We start from the raw sequence: 21,104 nt of genomic DNA, 5'->3' as shown, positions 1-21,104 counted from the left end.
TAAATATGAGGCTGTAAATCAAAAATTTTAGCAATCTAAAGAAATTTTACTATTATCTTCTATATTGAATTCTCTACAAAGATCAGCAGACAAGTTCATGCTTTCCCAAGAAAATCCACCGTCATTTTCTGACTCTTTACCAAAATGTCCATAACAGGCTGTACGTTTATATATAGGGCGATTAAGCGATAAATGCTTGATTATGCCTTTTGTTGATAAATCTATACTATTCTCGATAAACTCTTTAATTACTCTTTCCTCCACCGCATTCGTACCAAATGTATCAATATAGAATGAAGTAGGTTTTGATACACCAATTGCATAAGAAAGCTGCACAAGACAACGTTCAGCTAAACCTGCAAAGACAATATTTTTAGCAAGGTATCTTGCCATATAAGCTGCAGATCTATCAACTTTGGTTGCATCTTTTCCGGAAAATGCCCCTCCACCGTGTGGAATATAACCTCCATAGGTATCAACCATAATTTTTCGTCCGGTTAATCCACAATCACTAACCGGTCCACCAATAACAAATCTACCAGTTGGATTGACTAAGAGATTTTCCTCAGGACATATCCACCCTTTAGGTAAAGATGAAACTATGTAAGGATAAATTATTTCTTTTACTTTTGATTGATCCAAATCCTCAGGGTGCTGTATTGAGACAATGATACTTTCAGCACGTACCGGGAGGTTATTCTCATATGCCAAAGTGATTTGTGATTTTGCATCCGGACCAAGCTTTGCTTCTTTAACTGCGCTCATGATATTTTTCAGAATCGAGTGTGCATAAAAAATGGGTGCTGGCATAAGGTTTTCTGTCTCTGTTGTTGCATAGCCATACATTATGCCCTGATCGCCAGCACCTTGATCCAACCCTATTGCAATGTCATTTGATTGCTCATGCAGCAGTATATTTACCTTCACTTTTCTCCAGTGGAAACCATCATGCTCATAACCAATATCTTTTATTGTATTCCGTACAATACTTTCAATCCTGCTATTTTTGATGTTAGGTCCGAATACTTCCCCAGCTATAATAACGTTATCTTTGGTGACTAAAGTCTCTATTGCAGCTCGCGCAAAAGGATCAGTGAAAAGGTATTCATCAAGTATTGCATCTGAAATTTGATCTGCTACTTTATCTGGATGACCAGCAGCCACTGACTCACTGGTTACTAAATTTTTATATAAACTCATGCTTTAGGTTTCTGCTTATACAATATTAAAGTCGCTATAAAGGATACATCTACTAACTGTTAAATGGTGGACCAATAATACCAAAAACAAACTCCTCTCACAACCTTCTTGTTAAACGGGCAAAATTAGCAGTACTTTATGCATTTTAGATAATATTTATGTGCATAAATTAAGATAACCTTAAATCCAATGATTCCCCGCACCATTTTTGAGAAACAACATCATTCAGCTCAGTTGATATATTACCTTTGGAAAACTGTGCTCGGATAGGATTAGTGAACTCCGTGTTTGGAGATATAATAACTTCGCAGTTCAAAGGTTTTGCGCTTTTTAACCTTTCTCCAACACTTTCAGCAGCATATGCAACTTTCTCTTGCCTAGATGGATTATCATCTACCCAATACTTTATAGTAGAAGAACTTGACAATTTTTCCACGATTGGCTTTATGATATATCTACAAATATCCGATTTTACCTTATGAGCTTCCTTGTTTTCTAATTTCTTAATTTCTGATCTTGCATTGTATACTGTATATTCGCGTAAACTATTAGGCTGTGGTTTTATATTCTTACAGATCATTTTTTGTATTGCTGTCATATAGTCTATGACCTCTTTAGCCTGTCCTACATTAGGCTTTCCTTCTAACACGCTTTCATAAAATTTATTAATTTCTCCCACTTTTAAAGTGTTATCTTCATCACAGTAAATTGTATCCAGTGCTATCTGCAGCATACCATCATTGTACAGCGGCATTACAACATTGGTAAACAGCTCCAAGAAAACCGAACTCTTTGTGCAACAGATAATATGTTCTTCTAACTGATGAATGTCTTCATGTTCTTCTAACTGTTGAGAACCCTTACGGTCTTCTGTATAGTATTGGCTAAAAAATACCTCCATAAACTCTGGATATATCTTACGTACCCACTCAACTTTATTTTGCAAGTAATTTTTCTTGATGCTACTTTTTGTTAAAAATAAGTTAACTACGTTGTCGTAATGCTTATTATATTTCATACTATCTTCCTTATAATTTAGTATTTTTTCAAACTTCTCCTTTTTTTGTTGCGATTCTTGCTTTTTATTTGCAAGCTCTTCTATCTTTGCTTTTTCTTCCTTAAGCTTTTCTAATCTTATTCTAACAAACTCTAGACGTGCTTCATTAATAGTACTATCCACTTCACTACTCATATGTTTAAGCTGATCTATCAGTTGTTTTGCATATACATTAATCTGAGTTGTTTCGTCTAATTCCGTATTAGCGTTAGCTACAAGCGATTTTATCTCTTCTAATAAAGATAATGTTGTTTTTGTATTAAATTCAATTTTAACAAGCTGCATAAACCATTCTTCTCTCTTTAATACTTCCAGTGCTGTAATCTGCCCAAGAATGGTTTCTACTTCTTTTAAATTTTCCTTTGTAATTTCTATGTCATTTTCTATTATATACTTTCTCTCCTCCTCTGTTATATTTTTCCCTTTTATACTCTCTTTCTTTTTGATTATTCCTCCTAAGAAACTCCCTCAACTAGCTCTTCCTGTTGCACCAAGATATAACCAAAATCCCGTGCCTTTTTGATCAAATTTTTCACGACTCTCTCTTTGTAACGTGTTTCGTAATAGTTCATTCCTTTTTCTACATACTTTTGTCCGTATCTCAACATTTGATAGAAGATACACGCTAATTTCCTTGCTGTAGCAGTAATTGCTTTTGGGGATCCTAGTTGCTTTTTTAATCTTCTATAATATGCACCCAATGCACTCTTACTTTTTCCCACGGCATAAGCAGCCATTCGAAAGGCATTTGCAGCACGATTGATAACCTCACGAGTTCTTGTCCTAAATACTTTTTCCCCTGTAATCTTATTAGCAGGACTTAGCCCTAACCATGAAGTAAAATGCTTTTCTGATCGCCATTTACTGTAGTTAATACCAATTTCCGAAATAATAGCTTGTACAGTTAGTACATCAAATCCAGGAATTTTAGTAAAATCTATACCGGTTACTCGATACAATTCTTCACGCAAGGCAAAGTTTGGCTTATCTTTTCGATACTTACTTCTTTCCTTGCTTAACTCTTTACTCTCGTCAGATTTCGCTTCAAATGTCTTATAGTGGTTTTCAATATTTTTGTCACACTCTGCTATTTTTTCCTGATAAACATTGTATAGTTCAAATTCCTGCTGTAATGCAAATAAATGTTCCTCTCTGTAGTCACCTGTTAGTGCTTTGGCAATAGCCGATTTATCACTCTTTATTCGCACATCCCTTAATTCAGCTAATTTATTAGGATTTCTTTCACCTTCGATTATAGCCTTAATAATTTGCATTCCAGTGACACCTGTTATATGGCTTATTACTTTATGTAACTGAATATTCATTTGTACTAACGCCTTTTGCATCCTATTAATATGTGTAGTCGCACTTTCTGTAAGATTTTTACGTTGCCGAACATAACTACGCAATATGCACATTTGATCATCTGGCCTAAACGATCCTTGGATTAACCCATAACTGTGTAGTTGTTGTAGCCATTGGCAATCCTGGACGTCTGATTTTCTCCCAGGTACATTTTTTACATGCCTTGCATTTGCCAGTTTTACTTCGAATCCATACGATTCAAGTACTTGGAACAAAGGAATCCAATATACTCCTGTTGACTCCATAGCTACTGTAGTAACTTTACACTTCTTTAACCACTTTGCTATATTGTGAAGATCTTCTGTGAAGCAGCTAAACTTTTGTACACGTTGTTCATCTCTTTCTTCAGGTACACATACATAATGCACAGATGAACCGATATCTATTCCTGCTGCGTTAGGATTCATTATCTCTAATTTACTTTTTGCTTTTTTCATGGTAGCTCCTATAATTTGTAATAACGAAGTGCTTCAGCTTGGGAATGGTTAAGATTATACAATCTCCTAAACGGGGTAGTCATAAAATATGGCTCCATCAATGGTTCGAACGTTCCTCCCAAAACCATGCTATGAAACGGGCACTTATGGCACCAGTGAAAAATTCGGTTATAACTGCAAAAGCACCTCCTGTACAATTGTACTTAAAAACTGCTAAAAACTTAAATTGGAGAGTTTCTTCCTGGTTTGACAGATTTTTCTGTTCGGTGCTATGAACTCTTCTTTCTCTTCGGTTTTTATCTGTGCCTCAAATCGTGACTTTTCTTTTTCAAACTTTGTCTTTTCTTGATTAAGACTTCTTCCTTCTTTTTCAAGTCCTATTTTTTCTCTTTCAAGCTTTATTCTGCAAAATATTAAACGCCTTACTAAGCGATAAAGTTTAATTAGGAATCTTTTTATAATATTTCCATCAACTTTCAATTTTGCCTCAACTTCTCCTTTATTTTTGTTATTCTCCTGAATCTTATTCACTATATTATCAATTTTAGATTGAATACCCCTAATATTGTGCTCAATACCCAGATTATCTACTCTACCTCTAAATAGCCCCTCAATTTTATAAGTTACGCGTTTAAGAGCTTGAACAAAGTAGTCTTGTGCTTCTGCACCATTATGGCCTTTACTATTATAGGCTGCTTCAAATGCAGAAATTAGCTGATCAAGAACTTCAACTGCTAAATCATCAACCTCTTTAAATTGCAGCTTTTCCCCTTCATTACTCGAGCTTACGTCAGTCTCTTTTTTTCCTTTTATTATCTTAGATACCTCATTCTCAATGAGCTTATCTATCATACTTAAGATCTCATCACCAAACTGCTCTGGAGTTTTTGCATTATCCTGATTCACTGTTCTGTTGTAATCGTCTATGTAGTCTCCCTTCTGTAACAACTTTATATCAAACTTTAGCCTTTCACTTGAGTAACAGAAAAAGGTTGAAGGTCTTGCAAGGTTCAAACACCTAAGCCTACCAGGGCCTTGTATAAGTTGTGGTGGATTATTAAGAAAATCAGACCGTTGATCTATAAGCATCACAACATGCTGTAAGTCAATGGCATTAAAGCCCTGCACTTTCTCATGGTTAACATAATTACCACAAAGCCCCATACGCAATAGTGCATCATGATCCTGGACACTCCCTTCTATATATTTGTATTTATCAGAGAACTTCCTTAGCTTAAGCAATGGATATAGTTCTTGCATTTTAAACTGCTCTTTCACTTGACAAAATCTTTCAAATAAATTTTCCTTACTATGATGCACCAATGAGTCTAAGTCTAAGTAATCTTTGCCATTTTTATACTTGTTAAACTCTTCTTTGTCTTTACTGATTTTTTCCTCAAATTCATTTAGAGCTTGAGGACTTAAGGTATCACTGATCCTCCAAGACCGAAGCTTACAAAACCCTCCGTTACTAAGACTATATGTATATCCTTTAGGGCTTATAGCACGTACTCTATCTTCAAGTGGATACATATGCTGATCATAATATTCTTGCCTCTTTCTCTCACTCTCTTCTAATTGCTTGTACGCTTCCAAGCATTCCTCTTCTATCTTTGTAATATTGCCATTTATTTCATAATTATCTTTTAAGTACTGGAAAATATCTTTCAACTTTTTTTCATCAAATGTAAATCTTCTTCCTGAAAGTGATCTTGTTGTGTCAAACATTTCACATTCCGTAAAGTCACCAAGGTTTGTGAACAAAACCTCTTTTGCCCCTATTCCCAAAGATTTTAAAATCTTTTCTTTGTCAAGTTTATTAAGACCATATGCATCCACTGGAAGATTTATCGGTATCATAGTGTGAAGTTGTTTATCTTGATTCCAGTTTCTTACCAATCTTGTAAACAGGTCTGTATCTTTTTTATCCTGCAACAATTTAACTACATCTAGCATTCCTTGTATAATATCACTCGTTGTTTTGTCATTCATGATACCTTGCTCTGTCAAATACCTTCTCAGGCCTGCTTGCGTTTCTCCTGCGGAACATTTATCCAAACTTTCTTTAACTTGTGAACCCAGATCTTTAAAATTTGAAAACCTTGCTATATCTAACTCACTCCTTGAAAGCCCCGTAAGGAAGGAAAGTGTGTTCTCAATTACTCCATGCATAACACGAAATGCGGAATAATCGTGAACTTCACTCTTATAATCGAGAGTACCGTCAACAACTTCCTTGATTATATGGCTTTTATCACTTCCATATACATCAATTAAGTGATTTATTATTTCATTGCGTTTTTTGCCAACCGTATTATAGCCGTAACTAATCCCGTCTTTAAACACGTCATGGGTAATCTTCTTCCTGAACTCACCTTTCAGATTATTAGACTCTGCTAAAACGAGAGCTGGTTCACCAACTACGCTTTGAATATTGTAGAATATATAATTTTCTATATCCTTTTTTAAATCTTCATCCTCTAAGTCTGTGCACGGCGTATGATAAAAAGATTTTTACTTCTTGCTTCCTCCCTAAAAGTTACCGCACCTTCAAGCTCACTAATATATTTAGTGACCAAGGGTTCTTCTACGCTTTGATGAACTTTAAGCTCCAGAGGGCCGTAAGCACCAGATTCCATTTTATCTTTCAGAGAAAGTGTTTTTATCAAGCCGTTATTGTTTTTAACATATTCATAAATATTGCCAGAAGGTGTTGCGCTCAAAAACAACGTAGGACAAAGTGCAGACAACAATCCCATGCGATACTTATACATCTCTTCTTTATCTACCCTATGTTCTTCATCAAAAGATAGGAATACTAGCTTCTCAATATCAAGAGTAAATTCTTCATTATTAATTTTAACTTTGCCATCTTTAACCTTGTATTTCTGATCGCCAAACTGAATTTCATTCTTGTGAATTACAAAACTCTTACCATCTATACTTATTTTTCCATCTCTTACTTTAAATTCTTTATCCTGAATACCCAAGGCTTTTATAATACCAGGAAGATTCTCAAGACCTACAACCTCCAAGAACTGATTCCAATTCTCCAGAAGACCCTTATTGCTTAATATAGCACAATTTCCTTTATTATTGATTCCATTTAACTTAATATCATTAACGCCTACATTAGATAATAGTTTTTTCCAATCATCACGTTTCTGTTCTACTAAATCAGTATCTGGTGCTAAAGATATGTAATGTATGCCCATTAGTCTAGCTGGCAGATATCCTACAAGCAATTCTATAAAAGTTTTTCCAGTTCCTGTTGCAAGTGCTAACTCCGTAATAGGGTTCCCACCATCTTCCAAATGGGCTATTGCTTCTTTTACGTAAAGTAGATGTTGTGGAAATATTGAGATTTTACCTGGACCACCTATTATAGTATCTTTTCCCTTACTATCACCTTTAATTTTCACACTTAATATTTTCTTACCTGCCCTACCCTTGTTGATTAGCAGTTCATAAACATACGCACCCTTTATACCTAGCTGAGAATCATCCTCACTAAATTCAACACTATACGTATCATCATTTTGATGTATTAAACCCACGTAAACTTCTTTTCCATCTATAGTTATCTTACCTTTAGTTAGATTGTCTTCTATTAACTTTTCTATTTCTTCTCTAACTTCAGAGGTTGTTGACAACAAAACACCAAAATAAGTTTTTTTTAATCCTTCAATATAACTTGCTTTGAATTCATCATTAAATTTGCTAAGTACCTGTGCACCCACAGTTCTACCTCTCTATTATATCCTACTTTGTGAGTAGCTTTTTAGTATACTTAACTTAACACGAAATATCAATGATTTTTTTTATTATATTTCCTTACCCATTTGCCCAACACACCATCACTTACACCTAGTCTCTTGCTATTTTTGTAATCGTTTCTCTCACTAGCTTTACAGCTCCTAATGTTAAACTCAACTGTATATTCTCTTCTGTTTGCCATCACTATTCATTATTCAAACTTGAAAAAATATTTTCACTATAAAAAACGCCCTTTCTTTCTCTCCACTTTTTCTGGTTAAGGTCAGTTTTGTGCTATGTTAAATTACTATAGAGAAAAGTTCGAATAGGTTAAATGGTGGGTCTGGGAAGAGTTGAACCTCCGACCTCACGCTTATCAGGCGTGCGCTCTAACCACCTGAGCTACAGACCCCTGATTTATTCAAGCTGAAGCTTTCATATTATCTGTAGGCAAGATATCAATAAAAGTCTTTTTATTTGCTGACCTTCTAAAGCTGACCCAGCCTTCTACTTTGGCAAAAATCGTATGATCTTTACCTATACCAACATTCTTCCCAGGATGGAATTTTGTGCCTCTTTGGCGCACAATTATGTTACCAGGAATAACCTTCCCATTCTTCTTTATTCCTAACCTACGACCTGCTGAATCTCTACCATTACAGGAACTACCACCTGATTTTTTAGTTGCCATATCTTACCTCTTACTTTTGAAGATTAATTTCATTGATACGAAGAACAGTTATATACTGCCTATGACCAGTCTTTCTACGGTAATTTTTTCTTCTTTTCTTCTTAAAGATTATAATTTTTTCTCCTCTACACTGCTCCAATACTTCAGCTTTAACAGTAGCATTAGATGAATAAGATAAGCCATTATTTGAAATACAAATCACCTTATTGATTTCTACCTCTTTTTTTTCTTCAACTTCTAACTTCTCTACTTTTATTATACTGCCTTCTTTTACTAAATATTGTTTTCCACCAGTCTCAATTACTGCAAACATGATAAATATAAATTATTGTTATTAACTTTAATCGTAAACGATGTCATATATGCTGTCAATATAAATAAAAAACATGACTTAATGCTCCTTCTGAGCTACTTAAATACTTCTATCTTTTTTCACCTTGTTATCTGCTTTTTCTCAGACAATAATTAATTCTCAAAAAATCTTGTTTTGAACAGAAGCAAAACTTGATCATTTTTAATCTCCCTCACTTTGCTTTTGCGGTAGGTCTCTAATTAAAACTCCATAATATGGCTTATTAATTATCTAGCAAAAATTCAGCTTCAATTTGAAAAAAGTACAACCTGTTGCTATTCAGCTGGGGTTTTATAAGTTATAATTTATTCCAAGCTCAAATCCATGATTATAATCTTCAAATGCTTTCAATAGACTATAACCAGCAAAAGCACTTGTCCTTGAAGAAAGCGGAAGGTCCAGACCAGAGCTTATTTTATATGAGAAACCAAATTCTAACTTACTCAAATCGATAGCAGCGCCTATACCAACATTGACATACGGAGTGATATCCGTGTTTGTAAACTCGTAATGATAACGTAAATTTGCTAAAATTCCTCCTTGCAGTCTATATTTAAAAATATTTGCAACTGAAATCATAGGCTCAACTGAAATTTTTACGCTGTTTGTGTAGTGATAACCGATACTATGACTAAAATTGCCAGAACTGTATGACGAAGAAGTATAGATCCTATCTCTAACCCAATCAACTCCAAAACATGGTACTGACAAAGAAACAGCAGGCAATATAGCTACTAAGGTAAGTAATTTTTTCATTTTTACCCTCCAAATATTGATATACGCATGTATACAAATATAAGCATTAAAAATAATATAATTACAGCGAATTACTTTATTCTCTTAATCACCTGCTTTTCTCTTGCTATTGCAAGGCTTTTTTCTGGTACATCTTCCACTATAACACTACCTGCCGCAATTACAGAGTCATCATGAACATTAAGCGGTGCAATGAGTGAGCTATTGGCACCAATAAAGCAATTGCTTCCTATGTTCGTTTTATGTTTCTTTTTCCCATCATAATTACAAACAATAGTACCTGCTCCTATATTACTCCTCTGCCCTACTTTAGCATTTCCTATATAACTTAAGTGTTTTATTCTAGTGTTTTGACCAACTTCACTTGTTTTCACTTCCACAAAATTTCCTATTTTTGCCTTATTACCAATTGTTGTGTTTCCGCGTATTCTGGTAAATGGACCGACCTCAGCATTACTTTTAATTAAGCAGTTTTTTAAATGCGAAAATGGCAGTATTTTCGCACCAGACTCTATTTTCACTCCAGTACCGAAAAAAACATATGGGTAAATAACTGAATCTCTGGCAATTTGCGTATCAAGAGAAAAGAAAACAGTCTCTGGAGCAACAAGCGTTACTCCAGAGTTGGTAAAAAATTTTCTTTTGTTTTCTTGAAAGTAAAATTCAGCTTTTATAAGGTCATTTCTGTTATTTATTCCCGTTGCCTCTTCTCCACCGGTAATAACGTAACCGACATTTAAATTACTCTTCACTGCAATGGAAACTATATCGGTCAAATAATATTCATGAGTTGAGCTATTGCACTCTATTTTCTCCACCAATTCACGTAAATTCTTTGCACATGCAACCATTATTCCAGCATTTGCAAGAAACTCTTCATGATTATTTTTATCACTCTTTGCTTCTACGATTTCTCTTAAGGAACCATTCTCAATAATTAACCTACCGTATTCTTTATTGCTTGTCCTAAAACCTAGGCAAACTAGAGCCTTGCCTTCTAAGCAACTAACCATTTTAGTTATTGTGCTGCTTTTTATGAGTGGGGTATCTCCATACTGCACAATAATTATGCTCGAATCTGGCAATTCTTTCAGGTTTCTCATCGCAGTTTTGACTGCATCTCCCGTGCCAAGTGTTAATTCTTGTGTAATTAACTGTATATCCTTAAAGCACTTTAGTCTTTCAATTAAAGGCAGATCAACTACAACAGCAATATTTTCAGGATTTAACTGTTTTGCATTGTAAATGACATGCTGGAGCATGGAAAAACTGCCTATTTTGTGTAGGACCTTAGGCAAATCTGAATTCATCCGCCTGCCATGCCCTGCAGCAAGTATAACGAACGTATGAGTTTTACTTATCACTTATCTTAAAGATGAAAAATGAAAACCGTAATGATCAAGCCAGCTGATTTTGTTGTCATAAAAGCTCCTTAAGTCGCTAATTTGATATTTTAGCATTGCAAGCCTTTCTATACCAATGCCAAACGCAAAACCGCTGTATTTAGTGTGATCTATTCCAACATTTTGAAATACATTTGGATGCGTCATACCGCATCCCAGTACTTCTATCCATTTACTACCTTTATAACTTATGTCCACTTCTGCAGAAGGCTCGGTAAAAGGGAAAAAACTATTACGAAAACGTATCTTCAGCCCTTTATCTCCAAAAAACTTATTAAGGAAGTGATGAATAGTAAATTTTAACTGGCCCATATTGACATTCTCATTGACATATAACCCCTCTATTTGATGGAACATAGGGGTGTGAGTTGCATCAAAGTCGTTTCTGTATACTCTACCAGGAGATACGATTTTAATCGGAAAAGTTTTCGCTTTTTCCATAGTTCTGATCTCCACAGATGAGGTATGAGTGCGCAGCACCATTCTTTTGTCGTTTATTTTATTCTTTAAGTAGAAGGTATCTTGCTCCTCCCGCGCAGGGTGGTGACTTGGAGTATTCAGTGCATCAAATACATGAAATTCATCTTCAATGTCAGGGCCATCAACTGCTTTAAAACCCATATGTGCAAAAATAAGCTTTACTTCATTTAGAACCTTACTGAGTGGATGGACCTTGCCCATTTTTTCTGGTCTAACGGGCAACGTGATATCAACCGCCTCGTTCTGCAATTTAAAGTTAACTTCTTCGGCTTTTAGTGCATTTTCCTTATTCATTATAAGCTGATCTAGCTTATTACGTAAAACGTTGATAACTTCGCCTAAATTGCGCTTTTTTCCTGCGTCTTCTATCTCTTTTAAGTTGTCAAAATAAGCTTTAATTACACCCTTTTTTCCCAAATATGATAGCCTGACTTTTTCTAAATCTTGTAAAGAAGAAGCATTCTCAATTTCAGAGACCGCTTTATCTTCAAGTGAAGGTATTTCATTCAGTAACTCTTTATTCATCTTAGAAACGCTGGCTTAAACTTTAATTATAGTAAAATCTTGAATAGCATCAACAATCTAAAAACTGTCCCATTTTGATTATTAATTTATTGACCAATTAGTTTTTTTTATTTACCTTTGTGTTGATGAATTTGCTGTATCAACCATGCACAACAGTGACACTGAAACTGATAATAAGTACAAAATAGAGGATTTACCTAAGTTCTTTAAGGAAAGATCCAAAAACATAAGTAAAGCATTTTCTAGCAAAATAATTAAGATCAGTACCATTCGCTCGAGAAGTATTGAAAGTAATATACAAGAATTTTCATTTGAGCTAACAGCAACAGGTAAAGACACCTTTAATACAAGACCATTTCAAATAAAATCTTTAATTGATTTTTTTAAAATCTGCCTTTCTCGGGAAAAAAATTTTACAGTCAACATAAAAGTACCAAAAGAAAGCAGTGAATTATATAATAACTACTGTAAAACTAATAGTGATAAAACTGTAGAAGAATTCGTAAATAATGCTCCGCCTCAAATCCTTCTGCAAGGAATAACAATCATACTACAAACAAATGTTAAAGACATTAACTTAGATAATTTGCACCAAATAGGGTCATTTTTAAATGAAAAGCTAAAACATGCAGAAAAAACTGAAAATGAGGAACAGAGTCAAGTTACACTACAAGTAAAAGAAGCAGAAAATAAAGACAGACAAGAACAGAGTGAAACTAAGCAAAAAAACGCACAAAATAGACAAATTGTACCATTTACAGGCTCGTTTGGCTTTAACGTAGCAAGCAAAGTAAATTGTAAAGCTCCAGTGGTTACTGCTGCAATAAAAGCTAATATACCAAAATATAGAATCTTCCTTCCCTTATCCAATTTTTTTAATGATGTAATAAGGTTATCCCTTTTAAGAACACCAAAACCTTCTATACAGAGCAACAATATACCATTTGGTGTCATTCCAGCGCTTGACGCTGGAATCCAGAAAAAAAAAGAAAAATGGACCCCAGTGTCAGCTACTTGGATGACAAGTAGTATAGGAAATCCAATACCTCAAGGAGCAGAACAGAATGTAGGTCAAACTACTTCGCACACAGAGTATTTTAAGGCTAACAGAAAAAAGAAGTCAAAAAAGCAGACCAAAGAACTATCAGAGAAAGAAAAACAATTAGCCATAAAACAAGCACAAAATGATGCTAGAGTAGCTATGTTAGATAACCAGATTGAGCGCAGGGGAAAAAAACTCGATGAAATATTTATTGAAGTGATGAATGGATACAAAAATCAAGATCCAGAAACATTTCGCAATGTTTTTAACTCAATATTCAATATTGTTTATTTTCAAGATAAACAATTACATGAAATATTGGAGTCAGGTGAGATATCAGAAGTATTAGAAATACTAGAAATACCACAACCATCTGGCAAGTCTTCTTTTCCAAAAGAGTATTTACATAAGCAAGTATATAAAAAAAAAGAGCAATTGCTCAAATTAGTTTCAGGTGTTTATATACAACAACCTCCTACGCAACATGAAAATACTCCTCATAAATCTACAAACCCTTTACCAATAAATAAATCTAAAGATCCTTCACCAGCAACAAATGAAGCTAAAACTCTACCACCTACTAACATTACACTCAAATCACCGTTAAAAACTGTATTTTCCTCAAAAAAGGCTTATTTTTGTCTATTTATAATAGTAGCATCTGCATCAACACTTTGCTTATGGCATTTTCCATTAGGAAAAGTGTCAATGTTAAAAGGATTAGTGCCACCAGAAAAAAGAGAAAATATTGGGTTAGCATTGAACATAGGGTTACCGACATTGATTACATTATGTGTTTTGAGTTTAGCTTACTTTATATATTCTGAATATTCTATAGAATCTGTTAAGCAAGTAAGTGAAAACGATCCCCTTTCTCGCGCCTATAGCTAGTGCAGGCTCAGTTTTCCTACGTCATACCGCCGCGGATAGATCCCGCTAACAAGCAGCGGGATGACAGCAGTCCTACGTCATACCGTCACGGTATCTCACATAGATCCCACTAACAAGCAGCGGAATGACGAATTTGTCGTTTTTTAAATCGTCGGTAAACCAGAATTACTTTAGCTATAACAAAATAGAAGTAAGTTGTTGTAAAAAATTTTTCATGGTAAAATTATTTATTTTCACCATATGTTTAAAGGAATTATCACGGATATCGGGACTATAACTGATACTACCACTCACTCCAACTTTGATCAAATTTTCCATATCAAAACACAAAATTTACCCTCTATAAACAAAGGAGATTCAATAGCTTGCTCTGGTATATGTTTAACTGTTGTGAACATACTGAACGATGTATTCACAGTTCAAGTGTCTCAAGAAACTATGAAGGTTGCTAACTTAAATACGTGGAGAATAGGAAAAAAAATAAACCTAGAACAAGCAATGCGGCTAAGCGACAGAATCGATGGCCACTTGGTTCAGGGTCATGTTGATGGGATAGTAAAAATTTTAACAATTGAGCGAAATTTAGATTCTCATGAAATCAAACTATCGTGCCCACAAGAATTAATTAAATTTGTTGCAAAAAAAGGCTCCGTTACACTAGACGGGGTTTCCCTCACAGTGAATTCAGTTATTAATCAGGAATTTATAGTAAATATAATTCCCTATACATGGGAAAATACAACTTTTCAGTACAACAAAATAAATGATTATCTGAATTTAGAAATTGACATTATCGCTAGGTATTTAGATCAATTGATGCAGCATAAATACAATTAATTTTACAACCTTGTTATTTACAACTATTATATCTTGAAAACCATATAGATATAAAATATGCTTTTCGATAGCCTAATTATCTTCATTGTTGTTCTATGCGTAATAATCTCGGTAACTAGAGGTTTTATAAAAGAGCTATGCGCATTGATGTTTCTATTTTTATCAATTTTTCTGACAGCTAATCACTATGATTTTTTCACTCCAAATTATAGTAAATATTTTGATTCTAAAGTTATACTAAACATACTTTCTACAATCTCTGTATTTATTATACTTAATCTTATATTCATGATAATAAACAACTGGCTAATGTACATATTATCACCCATAAGGTTGGGGTTTATCGATAGAGTTACTGGAATCTTTCTCGGAGTGCTTAAAGGAATATTGCTCTCTTATGTATTATTTTTTGCTGTGCACTTATATTGCTACACAGTATATGACAAAAAAGAATATGGCAAAAAAGAGGAACATTCTGAAATAAAAGCAGAAGACATATTGCCTAATTGGATAATAAATTCACACTCTTATCAGGCTTTATTTGTGACAGCAGAAGAAGTAATTGACATGTATGTACCAGAGTCGTTGATACTAAAAATAAAAGAGATCGGTGGAGAAATGGTTGATCAAGAAAAACCCAAAAACAATAAAAAAGAAGAGTAAATATTTATTTATAAATATGTTCATTAGGAGTATTCAAAAAGCCATATGTGTCAGGTTAAGAGCACTCCTCTCTTATAATTCACGTATTTAAGAATGACTTCTGCTAAACCTTTACTAATTCCATGTACGTTTTGAATTTCAGCCAGAGAAGCTTTGCTTATATTTTTCACTGAACCAAAATAAGACATCAACGCCTTTTTCCTTTTGTTGCCAATGCCGGGTATTTTGCTTAATTGTGAAACTATAAACTGTTTATCGCGTTTTTTTCTATGTGAAGTTATCGCAAAACGGTGGGCTTCATTACGCAGCAATTGTAAGTAAAGCATGACTTTGCTGTCATTTGCCAGACTGAATTCTTCCCTGCCCAGCATATAAAATGTTTCATTTCCTGCGTTACGATCAGGACCTTTTGCCATACAAGCAAAAGGAACGTTTATATTCAATACTTCCAGTACATTCTGTACTATGGAAACATGTCCTGGTCCACCATCAATCAGTAAAAAATCAGGTATTATGCCTTTTATATTGCCGGAGAAACGTCTGGTTAGCACTTCCCTCATCATTTTATAGTCATCGCCTGAAAATTTTTCCTTTATAGTAAATTTTCTGTACTCACTTTTTAAAAAACCCTCCTGCCCTGCAACAACCATTACACCAATTTGTTGATTTCCAAATATATGGCTATTGTCATAAACCTCAATACGCTTTGGAATGTTTGGTAACAAGAAGATTTTGCTAAGCTCCTCAAGCTTTTCTAGGTTATTTCTATAATCGATAAGCTTCTGCTCTAAGCTATGCTGAGAGTTATCATAAACAAATTTCAATAAATCACGCTCTTTTTTATTCTTTGCATGCAGAACTTTTACTGGCTTTTGAGCAACCTTATATAGTGCTTGTTCTATAATTTCCTTATCCACAATAGAATCTGGAACGTAAATTTGTATTGGAGATATGTTAGCTGAATTATAAAAATTGACCAAAAAGGTGGATAAAATTTCATCATTTGAGTGATCACCACAGTTCTCGGCAAAGTAAGGAGTGCTGCCGTAGTTGTCTTTATTTCTGAACGATAACACACTAATACATGCTAGATCCTCTTCACGTACAATACTGAAGAAATCTGCATCTTTTTCAAAAGAAAAATCCGTGTGCTGTATTTGAATTTGCTCAAGAAACTTTACCCGATCTCTATATATAGCAGCAAGCTCATAGTTTTCTTCACTGCTGCACTTTCTCATTGTGAAAAGTAACTGTTCTTTCACTTCCTTATTTCTTCCAAGCAATGTATTTCGTGCCTGTTTTACTGATTGGCAGTAGTCGTCTTTTGTGATTTTGTTTATGCATGGTGCTGAGCAGCGCTTAATTTGATATTCAATACATGGTCTTTTTGTTGAGGAAAAGTATTGATCTGAACATACTCTTAGGAGAAAAGCTTTTTGCAATGACAATATAGTTTGCTTAACAGCAGCGGCAGATGTAAAGGGACCATAATAATGAAACTCATTCTTCTTAAATTTGCCTCTATATTTTGCTATTCTTGGATAATCGTGCTTGGAAATTGTTATATAAGGATAAAATTTTCCATCCTTGAGCACAATATTATAAAGTGGTTTCAATGATTTTATTAACTGTGCTTCAAGAAGCAGTGCTTCGATTTCATTCTCAGTGATGAATATTTCAACCTTAACAACCTGTGAGAGCATAACTCTAATTCGTTCAGAAAGGTTTTCGAATTGAAGGTAGTCAGATAATCTCGATTTCAAGTTTTTTGCTTTACCAATGTATAAAACTTTATCCTTATCTCCAATCATCTTATACACACCACAAGACTGCGGAGATAATTTTATCTGTTCTTTATATTGCTTGAACATTTATCCATTACTTGACTTGTATGAGGTTAAAATCTGCTACTAAATGAAAGACGGAAACTACATTTTCAAGCAAAGATAATCTGTTTCTTCTCAGCTTATCAGAATCACAGTTAATCTTTACACTGTCCATAAACTGATTGATAAACGGAGCAAAACCAGCAAGTTCATCAAGCGCTGCATTAAAGTGGTTATTTTTTATCGCTTGTTTTATGTTTTTACAAGCAGTTATAGCACAATTTGATAGCGCAATTTCTTCATTTTCAATCAAAAATCTCTTACCGTAAGATGCACTATAAGTAGTGCCATCACTTTTCCTTACTTTGCTCATCATGTTACTGACTCTTTTGTAAGTGCTTAGAATCTGTTCACCTTCTGGCGTACTAAGATAACGATCCAATATAACAGTTTGCTTTTCTGCTGTCAGCAGATCATTAATATCGATTTTATATAGTATTGAATCTACGACATCTTGCCTTATATCTCTATTTTTTAAAATAACCTTGAATCTTTCTAAGCAGAATCTAAATACTAGTTCTGAAATTTGTTTTCTATTTGGCTTATCAACTGACGTTGTATTTTCATTAAATAGAAGCCTTGAATATAAAGATACTGACTTATCTATCAATAGCCTAATTGGAATATGCAAATTATTTTCAAGTATTGTTCTAATTATACTAATTGTCATTCTCCGCAAACCAAACTGATCATACGAACCAGAGATTTTCTCACCTGCTGCAATTAAACCAACTAAGCTATCCACTTTGTCTGCAATTGATACAGCAATTGCTGAAGGGGATTTAGGACACTCCTGCTCTGGCCCGATTGGCTTATAGTGTTCAGTTATAGCTTCCACTATTTCTCTATCTTCTTGAAAATAAGAAGCATAATACCCACCCATTACTCCTTGTAATTCTGGAAACTCTCTTACTATCGATGTTGCCAAATCAGCTTTTGCCAAATATGCAGCACGTTCAACTTTTATCAGCGAAGCATGTGGAATAAATATAGCTATATACTTTGACAGAGACGTAATACGCTTCACCTTTTCCCCCACGCTGCCAAGAAAAGCATGAAATAATATCGAACCCAATTTTTTGACATAATGATCCAGATCTTCCTTTTTGTCCTGAGATATCAAAAATTGTGCATCAGCAAGACGTGCTTCTAATATTCTTTCGTGTCCTTTAACAACTTCACCATTGTTGACGTTGACAACAGTGACAAAGTGTGAAATTCTCTTTCCATTACTTAAAGCAAGATATTTTTGCTGCGTATTAATTATACTAAGAATTACTTCCTTCGGTAATCCAAATGACTTTTCTTGATTCACTTCACCAAACAGTACGATTGGCCACTCTATAAGCCCTGTCAATTCATTTAGTAAATAATCATTTTTCTCAAGTTGTAAATTCTGCTCTTTTGTGAATTTATTAATCTGATCTAGTATAAATTGCTTTCTTTTGTCCATCTGGAGAATTACGCTGTTTTTTTCTAGCAATTCAAAATAGTCTTTAGGTGCTTTAATAGTTAACGTCGCATCACTTGAGAGAAATCGATGGCCATATGTTGTGTTAGATGCTGTGATCCCTGCAAAAGACACAGGTATTATTTCGTCATTTAAAATGCATAAAATGTTTTTAATTGGCCTAACCCACCTTTCTTTTCCTTCGCCCCATCTCATGCTCTTCAACCAAGAAAAGTTTTTGAGCATTTCCTCCAGTTGATTTTTGAGGAATTCTCTGATGTTAAATGAGCAGCTTTCTCTTTTAATGAAGTAAAAATCCTCATTATTTACTTTTCGAACGAGCAAATCTTCTTCATTTTTCTGATATTTTCTTAAAAAACCTTCGATAGCACTTTTTGGTGCGTTAATGTTTGGTCCCTTAACTTCGTTATTGGAATCCTTTAGCTCCAAAGCATTTATGTTGTCAACAAATAGGGTAATGCGACGTGCCGTTACAAAAACCTCCATTGATGTAAATTTTACATTATTTTTGTTAAAAACATTGGCAATACAGCTCTTAACTTGAGTTGCAGCTACATTCTGCATTCTCGATGGTATTTCTTCTGAAAGGCACTCAAATAACAACTGCAACGACATACGCTATTTACTCATGTACAATTCGCAACATTTTTTTGTCAGCTCTCTAACTCTACCAATATGCGCTGTACGTTCATTGACACCAAGCACACCTCTTGCATCAAGCAGATTAAGTAGGTGACTAGTTTTAATACATTGGTCATAAGCTGCAATTGGTAGCTCCTTTTCAATAAGGAACTTACATAATTTTTCCGTATCTTCAAATTGCTGCTGTACCACTTTAGTATCATAATAATCTAACGCTAGATAAGAAAATTCATATTCTCTTTGTTTAAAAATATCTCCGTAAGTTACACCGTTATCGTTCCAAGTTATATCGTAAACATTATCTACACCTTGTATGCACATTGCTAAACGTTCCAACCCATATGCCACCTCACCAGGAATCATCTTGCAGTCAATCCCTCCAACTTGCTGTATATAAGTAAGCTGTGTTACTTCCATTCCATTGCATGTAACTTCCCATCCAAGTCCTGATGCACCAACACTTGGGTTTTCCCAATCATCTTCAACAAACTTAATATCATATTTTTCTGTAGATATGCCAAGAGCTTTTAAACTATCTAAATAGACGTTTTGTAAATTATTACCAGATGGCTTTATTATAACTTGATATTGGTGATGTTGATACAAGCGATTAGGATTATCACTATAGCGTCCATCTGCTGGCCTAATTACTGGTTGTAGATATGCAATTTTTGTCGGTTTTGTATCAATTGCAGACATAATTGTTGCAGGATGTAATGTACCAGCACCAACTTCAGATGTGTATGGGTGAAGTATAACGCACCCTTCACCAGCCCAAAAATCTTGCAACTCTTTTATTATACTTTGTAAATTCACACAAATTGCACACTTTTTATACTAAATATATAAATAAATAAGTACTATTCAATATTTATTTTTTTTGCAGCACTATGTAAATAATCACCTAAAACTGCTGAACTTTCCCTCACATACTGAATTATGCTTTTATTTAGGACAATTGCATCATGCATAGTTAAATCGCAGAATATAAATGCTGTTAAATACAGTAAAATCACCGCATAAAATGTGTGAAAAATCCCCTCAAATGTAATTGAAATTGCATTATTATAGCTGAGTTGTATTGAACTTATTGGCCATGGTTTTATCACTTCTACGACATTAAAAAATACGTAAGGTATCATAAGAAAAAAGAAAAAGTGCATAAAATCATTAAACCAAAATGGGCATTGAAACATCTGCTTACATATACTCCCATAGAGTTTACTTACAGTATAATAAATTGACATTATTGCTGGCATTGAAAGTGCTACAGTCAATACTTGCCCTGACGCTATTTGTATTACTATTTCTTCACCACTGTTTGCTGAAGGGTCCTGAGCATGAAAAATAAATATTCCAATTAATTGTATTACTAACATAACTATTGCCAATTTTGTAAAAACAGCAGCTACAACTATTCCTGAATTTGGCATTTTATATAGTAAATATTCGCCTCCATATGTAAAAATCAATATAACATCGACAATAAATAATATTAAAAAAGAAGACCAATAGTTCTGCCAACCTGGTAAATATCCTATTCCCAAAAAAGAGCTTACTGTTTTGGCAGGAAAAACCTTACCTAGCATCTTTCCCAAAAATTTAAAAAAAATCCCCATGCTCTAAGTAACACTTGGTTTATATTATTTA

The 21,104-nt window shown here is 34.1% G+C and carries 18 protein-coding genes and 1 tRNA gene; 3 read left to right on the top strand and 16 right to left on the bottom strand.

Annotated features, from left to right (window positions below; translation table 11 throughout):
• Positions 1 to 27: 27 nt before the first annotated feature.
• From metK to pheS, 12 genes are all read right to left on the bottom strand, one after another.
• Entirely contained in the window at positions 28 to 1,200 is a 1,173-nt protein-coding gene (gene metK, locus AAGD99_RS05175; RefSeq protein ID WP_264735890.1) for a methionine adenosyltransferase, read from the bottom strand.
• 169 nt (positions 1,201 to 1,369) lie between these two features.
• Complete coding sequence (locus AAGD99_RS05170; protein ID WP_341822782.1) at positions 1,370 to 2,542, bottom strand: hypothetical protein; 1,173 nt, start codon at positions 2,540 to 2,542, stop codon at positions 1,370 to 1,372.
• A 170-nt stretch (positions 2,543 to 2,712) separates the two neighbouring features.
• Entirely contained in the window at positions 2,713 to 4,059 is a 1,347-nt protein-coding gene (locus AAGD99_RS05165) for an IS110 family transposase (protein ID WP_341822314.1), read from the bottom strand.
• 213 nt (positions 4,060 to 4,272) lie between these two features.
• Complete coding sequence (locus AAGD99_RS05160; protein WP_341822781.1) at positions 4,273 to 6,405, bottom strand: hypothetical protein; 2,133 nt, start codon at positions 6,403 to 6,405, stop codon at positions 4,273 to 4,275.
• Between the two features lie 134 nt (positions 6,406 to 6,539).
• A complete protein-coding gene (locus AAGD99_RS05155) occupies positions 6,540 to 7,799 on the bottom strand; it encodes a DEAD/DEAH box helicase family protein (RefSeq protein ID WP_341822780.1) in 1,260 nt (419 codons plus the stop codon).
• Between the two features lie 68 nt (positions 7,800 to 7,867).
• Positions 7,868 to 8,017: a transposase gene (locus AAGD99_RS05150; RefSeq protein ID WP_264731404.1), complete on the bottom strand. Its 150-nt coding sequence runs from the start codon at positions 8,015 to 8,017 to the stop codon at positions 7,868 to 7,870.
• A 133-nt stretch (positions 8,018 to 8,150) separates the two neighbouring features.
• Positions 8,151 to 8,227, bottom strand: a tRNA-Ile gene (locus AAGD99_RS05145).
• 9 nt (positions 8,228 to 8,236) lie between these two features.
• The gene (gene rpmA, locus AAGD99_RS05140) at positions 8,237 to 8,506 is read right to left on the bottom strand and encodes a 50S ribosomal protein L27 (RefSeq protein ID WP_096617064.1); all 270 of its coding nucleotides are present in this window, start codon (positions 8,504 to 8,506) and stop codon (positions 8,237 to 8,239) included.
• A 10-nt stretch (positions 8,507 to 8,516) separates the two neighbouring features.
• Positions 8,517 to 8,819, bottom strand: a complete 303-nt coding sequence (gene rplU / locus AAGD99_RS05135; RefSeq protein WP_096617066.1) for a 50S ribosomal protein L21 — start codon at positions 8,817 to 8,819, stop codon at positions 8,517 to 8,519.
• 330 nt (positions 8,820 to 9,149) lie between these two features.
• The gene (locus AAGD99_RS05130) at positions 9,150 to 9,614 is read right to left on the bottom strand and encodes a hypothetical protein (protein ID WP_341822778.1); all 465 of its coding nucleotides are present in this window, start codon (positions 9,612 to 9,614) and stop codon (positions 9,150 to 9,152) included.
• Positions 9,615 to 9,685: 71 nt separating this feature from the next.
• Complete coding sequence (glmU, locus tag AAGD99_RS05125) at positions 9,686 to 10,978, bottom strand: bifunctional UDP-N-acetylglucosamine diphosphorylase/glucosamine-1-phosphate N-acetyltransferase GlmU (protein WP_253307320.1); 1,293 nt, start codon at positions 10,976 to 10,978, stop codon at positions 9,686 to 9,688.
• On the bottom strand, positions 10,979 to 12,022 hold the full coding sequence (pheS, locus tag AAGD99_RS05120; RefSeq protein ID WP_264735885.1) for a phenylalanine--tRNA ligase subunit alpha: 1,044 nt from the start codon (positions 12,020 to 12,022) through the stop codon (positions 10,979 to 10,981).
• A 145-nt stretch (positions 12,023 to 12,167) separates the two neighbouring features.
• On the opposite strand from pheS, the gene AAGD99_RS05115 reads away from it, so the two are divergent.
• From AAGD99_RS05115 to AAGD99_RS05105, 3 genes are all read left to right on the top strand, one after another.
• Positions 12,168 to 13,955, top strand: coding sequence for a hypothetical protein (locus AAGD99_RS05115; RefSeq protein WP_341822777.1), 1,788 nt, complete (start codon positions 12,168 to 12,170; stop codon positions 13,953 to 13,955).
• Between the two features lie 240 nt (positions 13,956 to 14,195).
• Positions 14,196 to 14,792 carry a riboflavin synthase gene (locus AAGD99_RS05110; protein WP_341822776.1) on the top strand — a complete coding sequence of 199 codons (597 nt, stop codon included), beginning with the start codon at positions 14,196 to 14,198 and terminating at the stop codon, positions 14,790 to 14,792.
• A gap of 57 nt (positions 14,793 to 14,849) precedes the next feature.
• Positions 14,850 to 15,455, top strand: coding sequence for a CvpA family protein (locus AAGD99_RS05105; RefSeq protein WP_253307316.1), 606 nt, complete (start codon positions 14,850 to 14,852; stop codon positions 15,453 to 15,455).
• A 50-nt stretch (positions 15,456 to 15,505) separates the two neighbouring features.
• On the opposite strand, the gene uvrC is transcribed toward AAGD99_RS05105, so the two are convergent.
• From uvrC to AAGD99_RS05085, 4 genes are read right to left on the bottom strand one after another with little or no spacing between them, the layout of a single operon-like run.
• Positions 15,506 to 17,326: an excinuclease ABC subunit UvrC gene (gene uvrC / locus AAGD99_RS05100; RefSeq protein ID WP_341822775.1), complete on the bottom strand. Its 1,821-nt coding sequence runs from the start codon at positions 17,324 to 17,326 to the stop codon at positions 15,506 to 15,508.
• 7 nt (positions 17,327 to 17,333) lie between these two features.
• The gene (glyS, locus tag AAGD99_RS05095) at positions 17,334 to 19,427 is read right to left on the bottom strand and encodes a glycine--tRNA ligase subunit beta (RefSeq protein WP_319803098.1); all 2,094 of its coding nucleotides are present in this window, start codon (positions 19,425 to 19,427) and stop codon (positions 17,334 to 17,336) included.
• A gap of 3 nt (positions 19,428 to 19,430) precedes the next feature.
• A complete protein-coding gene (locus AAGD99_RS05090) occupies positions 19,431 to 20,270 on the bottom strand; it encodes a glycine--tRNA ligase subunit alpha (protein ID WP_253307313.1) in 840 nt (279 codons plus the stop codon).
• 44 nt (positions 20,271 to 20,314) lie between these two features.
• Positions 20,315 to 21,073, bottom strand: coding sequence for a phosphatidylglycerophosphatase (locus tag AAGD99_RS05085; protein WP_341822773.1), 759 nt, complete (start codon positions 21,071 to 21,073; stop codon positions 20,315 to 20,317).
• Between the last annotated feature and the right edge of the window lie 31 nt (positions 21,074 to 21,104).

The sequence above is a fragment of the Wolbachia endosymbiont (group A) of Clivina fossor genome, assembly GCF_964026865.1.
Lineage (GTDB): Bacteria > Pseudomonadota > Alphaproteobacteria > Rickettsiales > Anaplasmataceae > Wolbachia.
The sequence above is the reverse complement of the archived record's forward strand: the minus strand, read 5'-3'. Positions and strand labels throughout refer to the sequence as shown.

What these genes read in the sequence shown, in the direction of transcription:
- AAGD99_RS05165 (WP_341822314.1), bottom strand. Translation starts at nt 4,059, where the DNA reads ATGAAAAAAGCAAAAAGTAAATTAGAGATAATGAATCCTAACGCAGCA.
- AAGD99_RS05110 (WP_341822776.1), top strand. Translation starts at nt 14,196, where the DNA reads ATGTTTAAAGGAATTATCACGGATATCGGGACTATAACTGATACTACC.
- AAGD99_RS05130 (WP_341822778.1), bottom strand. Translation starts at nt 9,614, where the DNA reads ATGAAAAAATTACTTACCTTAGTAGCTATATTGCCTGCTGTTTCTTTG.
- AAGD99_RS05170 (WP_341822782.1), bottom strand. Translation starts at nt 2,542, where the DNA reads ATGCAGCTTGTTAAAATTGAATTTAATACAAAAACAACATTATCTTTA.
- AAGD99_RS05105 (WP_253307316.1), top strand. Translation starts at nt 14,850, where the DNA reads ATGCTTTTCGATAGCCTAATTATCTTCATTGTTGTTCTATGCGTAATA.
- rpmA (WP_096617064.1), bottom strand. Translation starts at nt 8,506, where the DNA reads ATGGCAACTAAAAAATCAGGTGGTAGTTCCTGTAATGGTAGAGATTCA.
- pheS (WP_264735885.1), bottom strand. Translation starts at nt 12,022, where the DNA reads ATGAATAAAGAGTTACTGAATGAAATACCTTCACTTGAAGATAAAGCG.
- AAGD99_RS05085 (WP_341822773.1), bottom strand. Translation starts at nt 21,073, where the DNA reads ATGGGGATTTTTTTTAAATTTTTGGGAAAGATGCTAGGTAAGGTTTTT.
- AAGD99_RS05115 (WP_341822777.1), top strand. Translation starts at nt 12,168, where the DNA reads ATGCACAACAGTGACACTGAAACTGATAATAAGTACAAAATAGAGGAT.
- uvrC (WP_341822775.1), bottom strand. Translation starts at nt 17,326, where the DNA reads ATGTTCAAGCAATATAAAGAACAGATAAAATTATCTCCGCAGTCTTGT.
- metK (WP_264735890.1), bottom strand. Translation starts at nt 1,200, where the DNA reads ATGAGTTTATATAAAAATTTAGTAACCAGTGAGTCAGTGGCTGCTGGT.
- AAGD99_RS05150 (WP_264731404.1), bottom strand. Translation starts at nt 8,017, where the DNA reads ATGGCAAACAGAAGAGAATATACAGTTGAGTTTAACATTAGGAGCTGT.
- rplU (WP_096617066.1), bottom strand. Translation starts at nt 8,819, where the DNA reads ATGTTTGCAGTAATTGAGACTGGTGGAAAACAATATTTAGTAAAAGAA.
- glyS (WP_319803098.1), bottom strand. Translation starts at nt 19,427, where the DNA reads ATGTCGTTGCAGTTGTTATTTGAGTGCCTTTCAGAAGAAATACCATCG.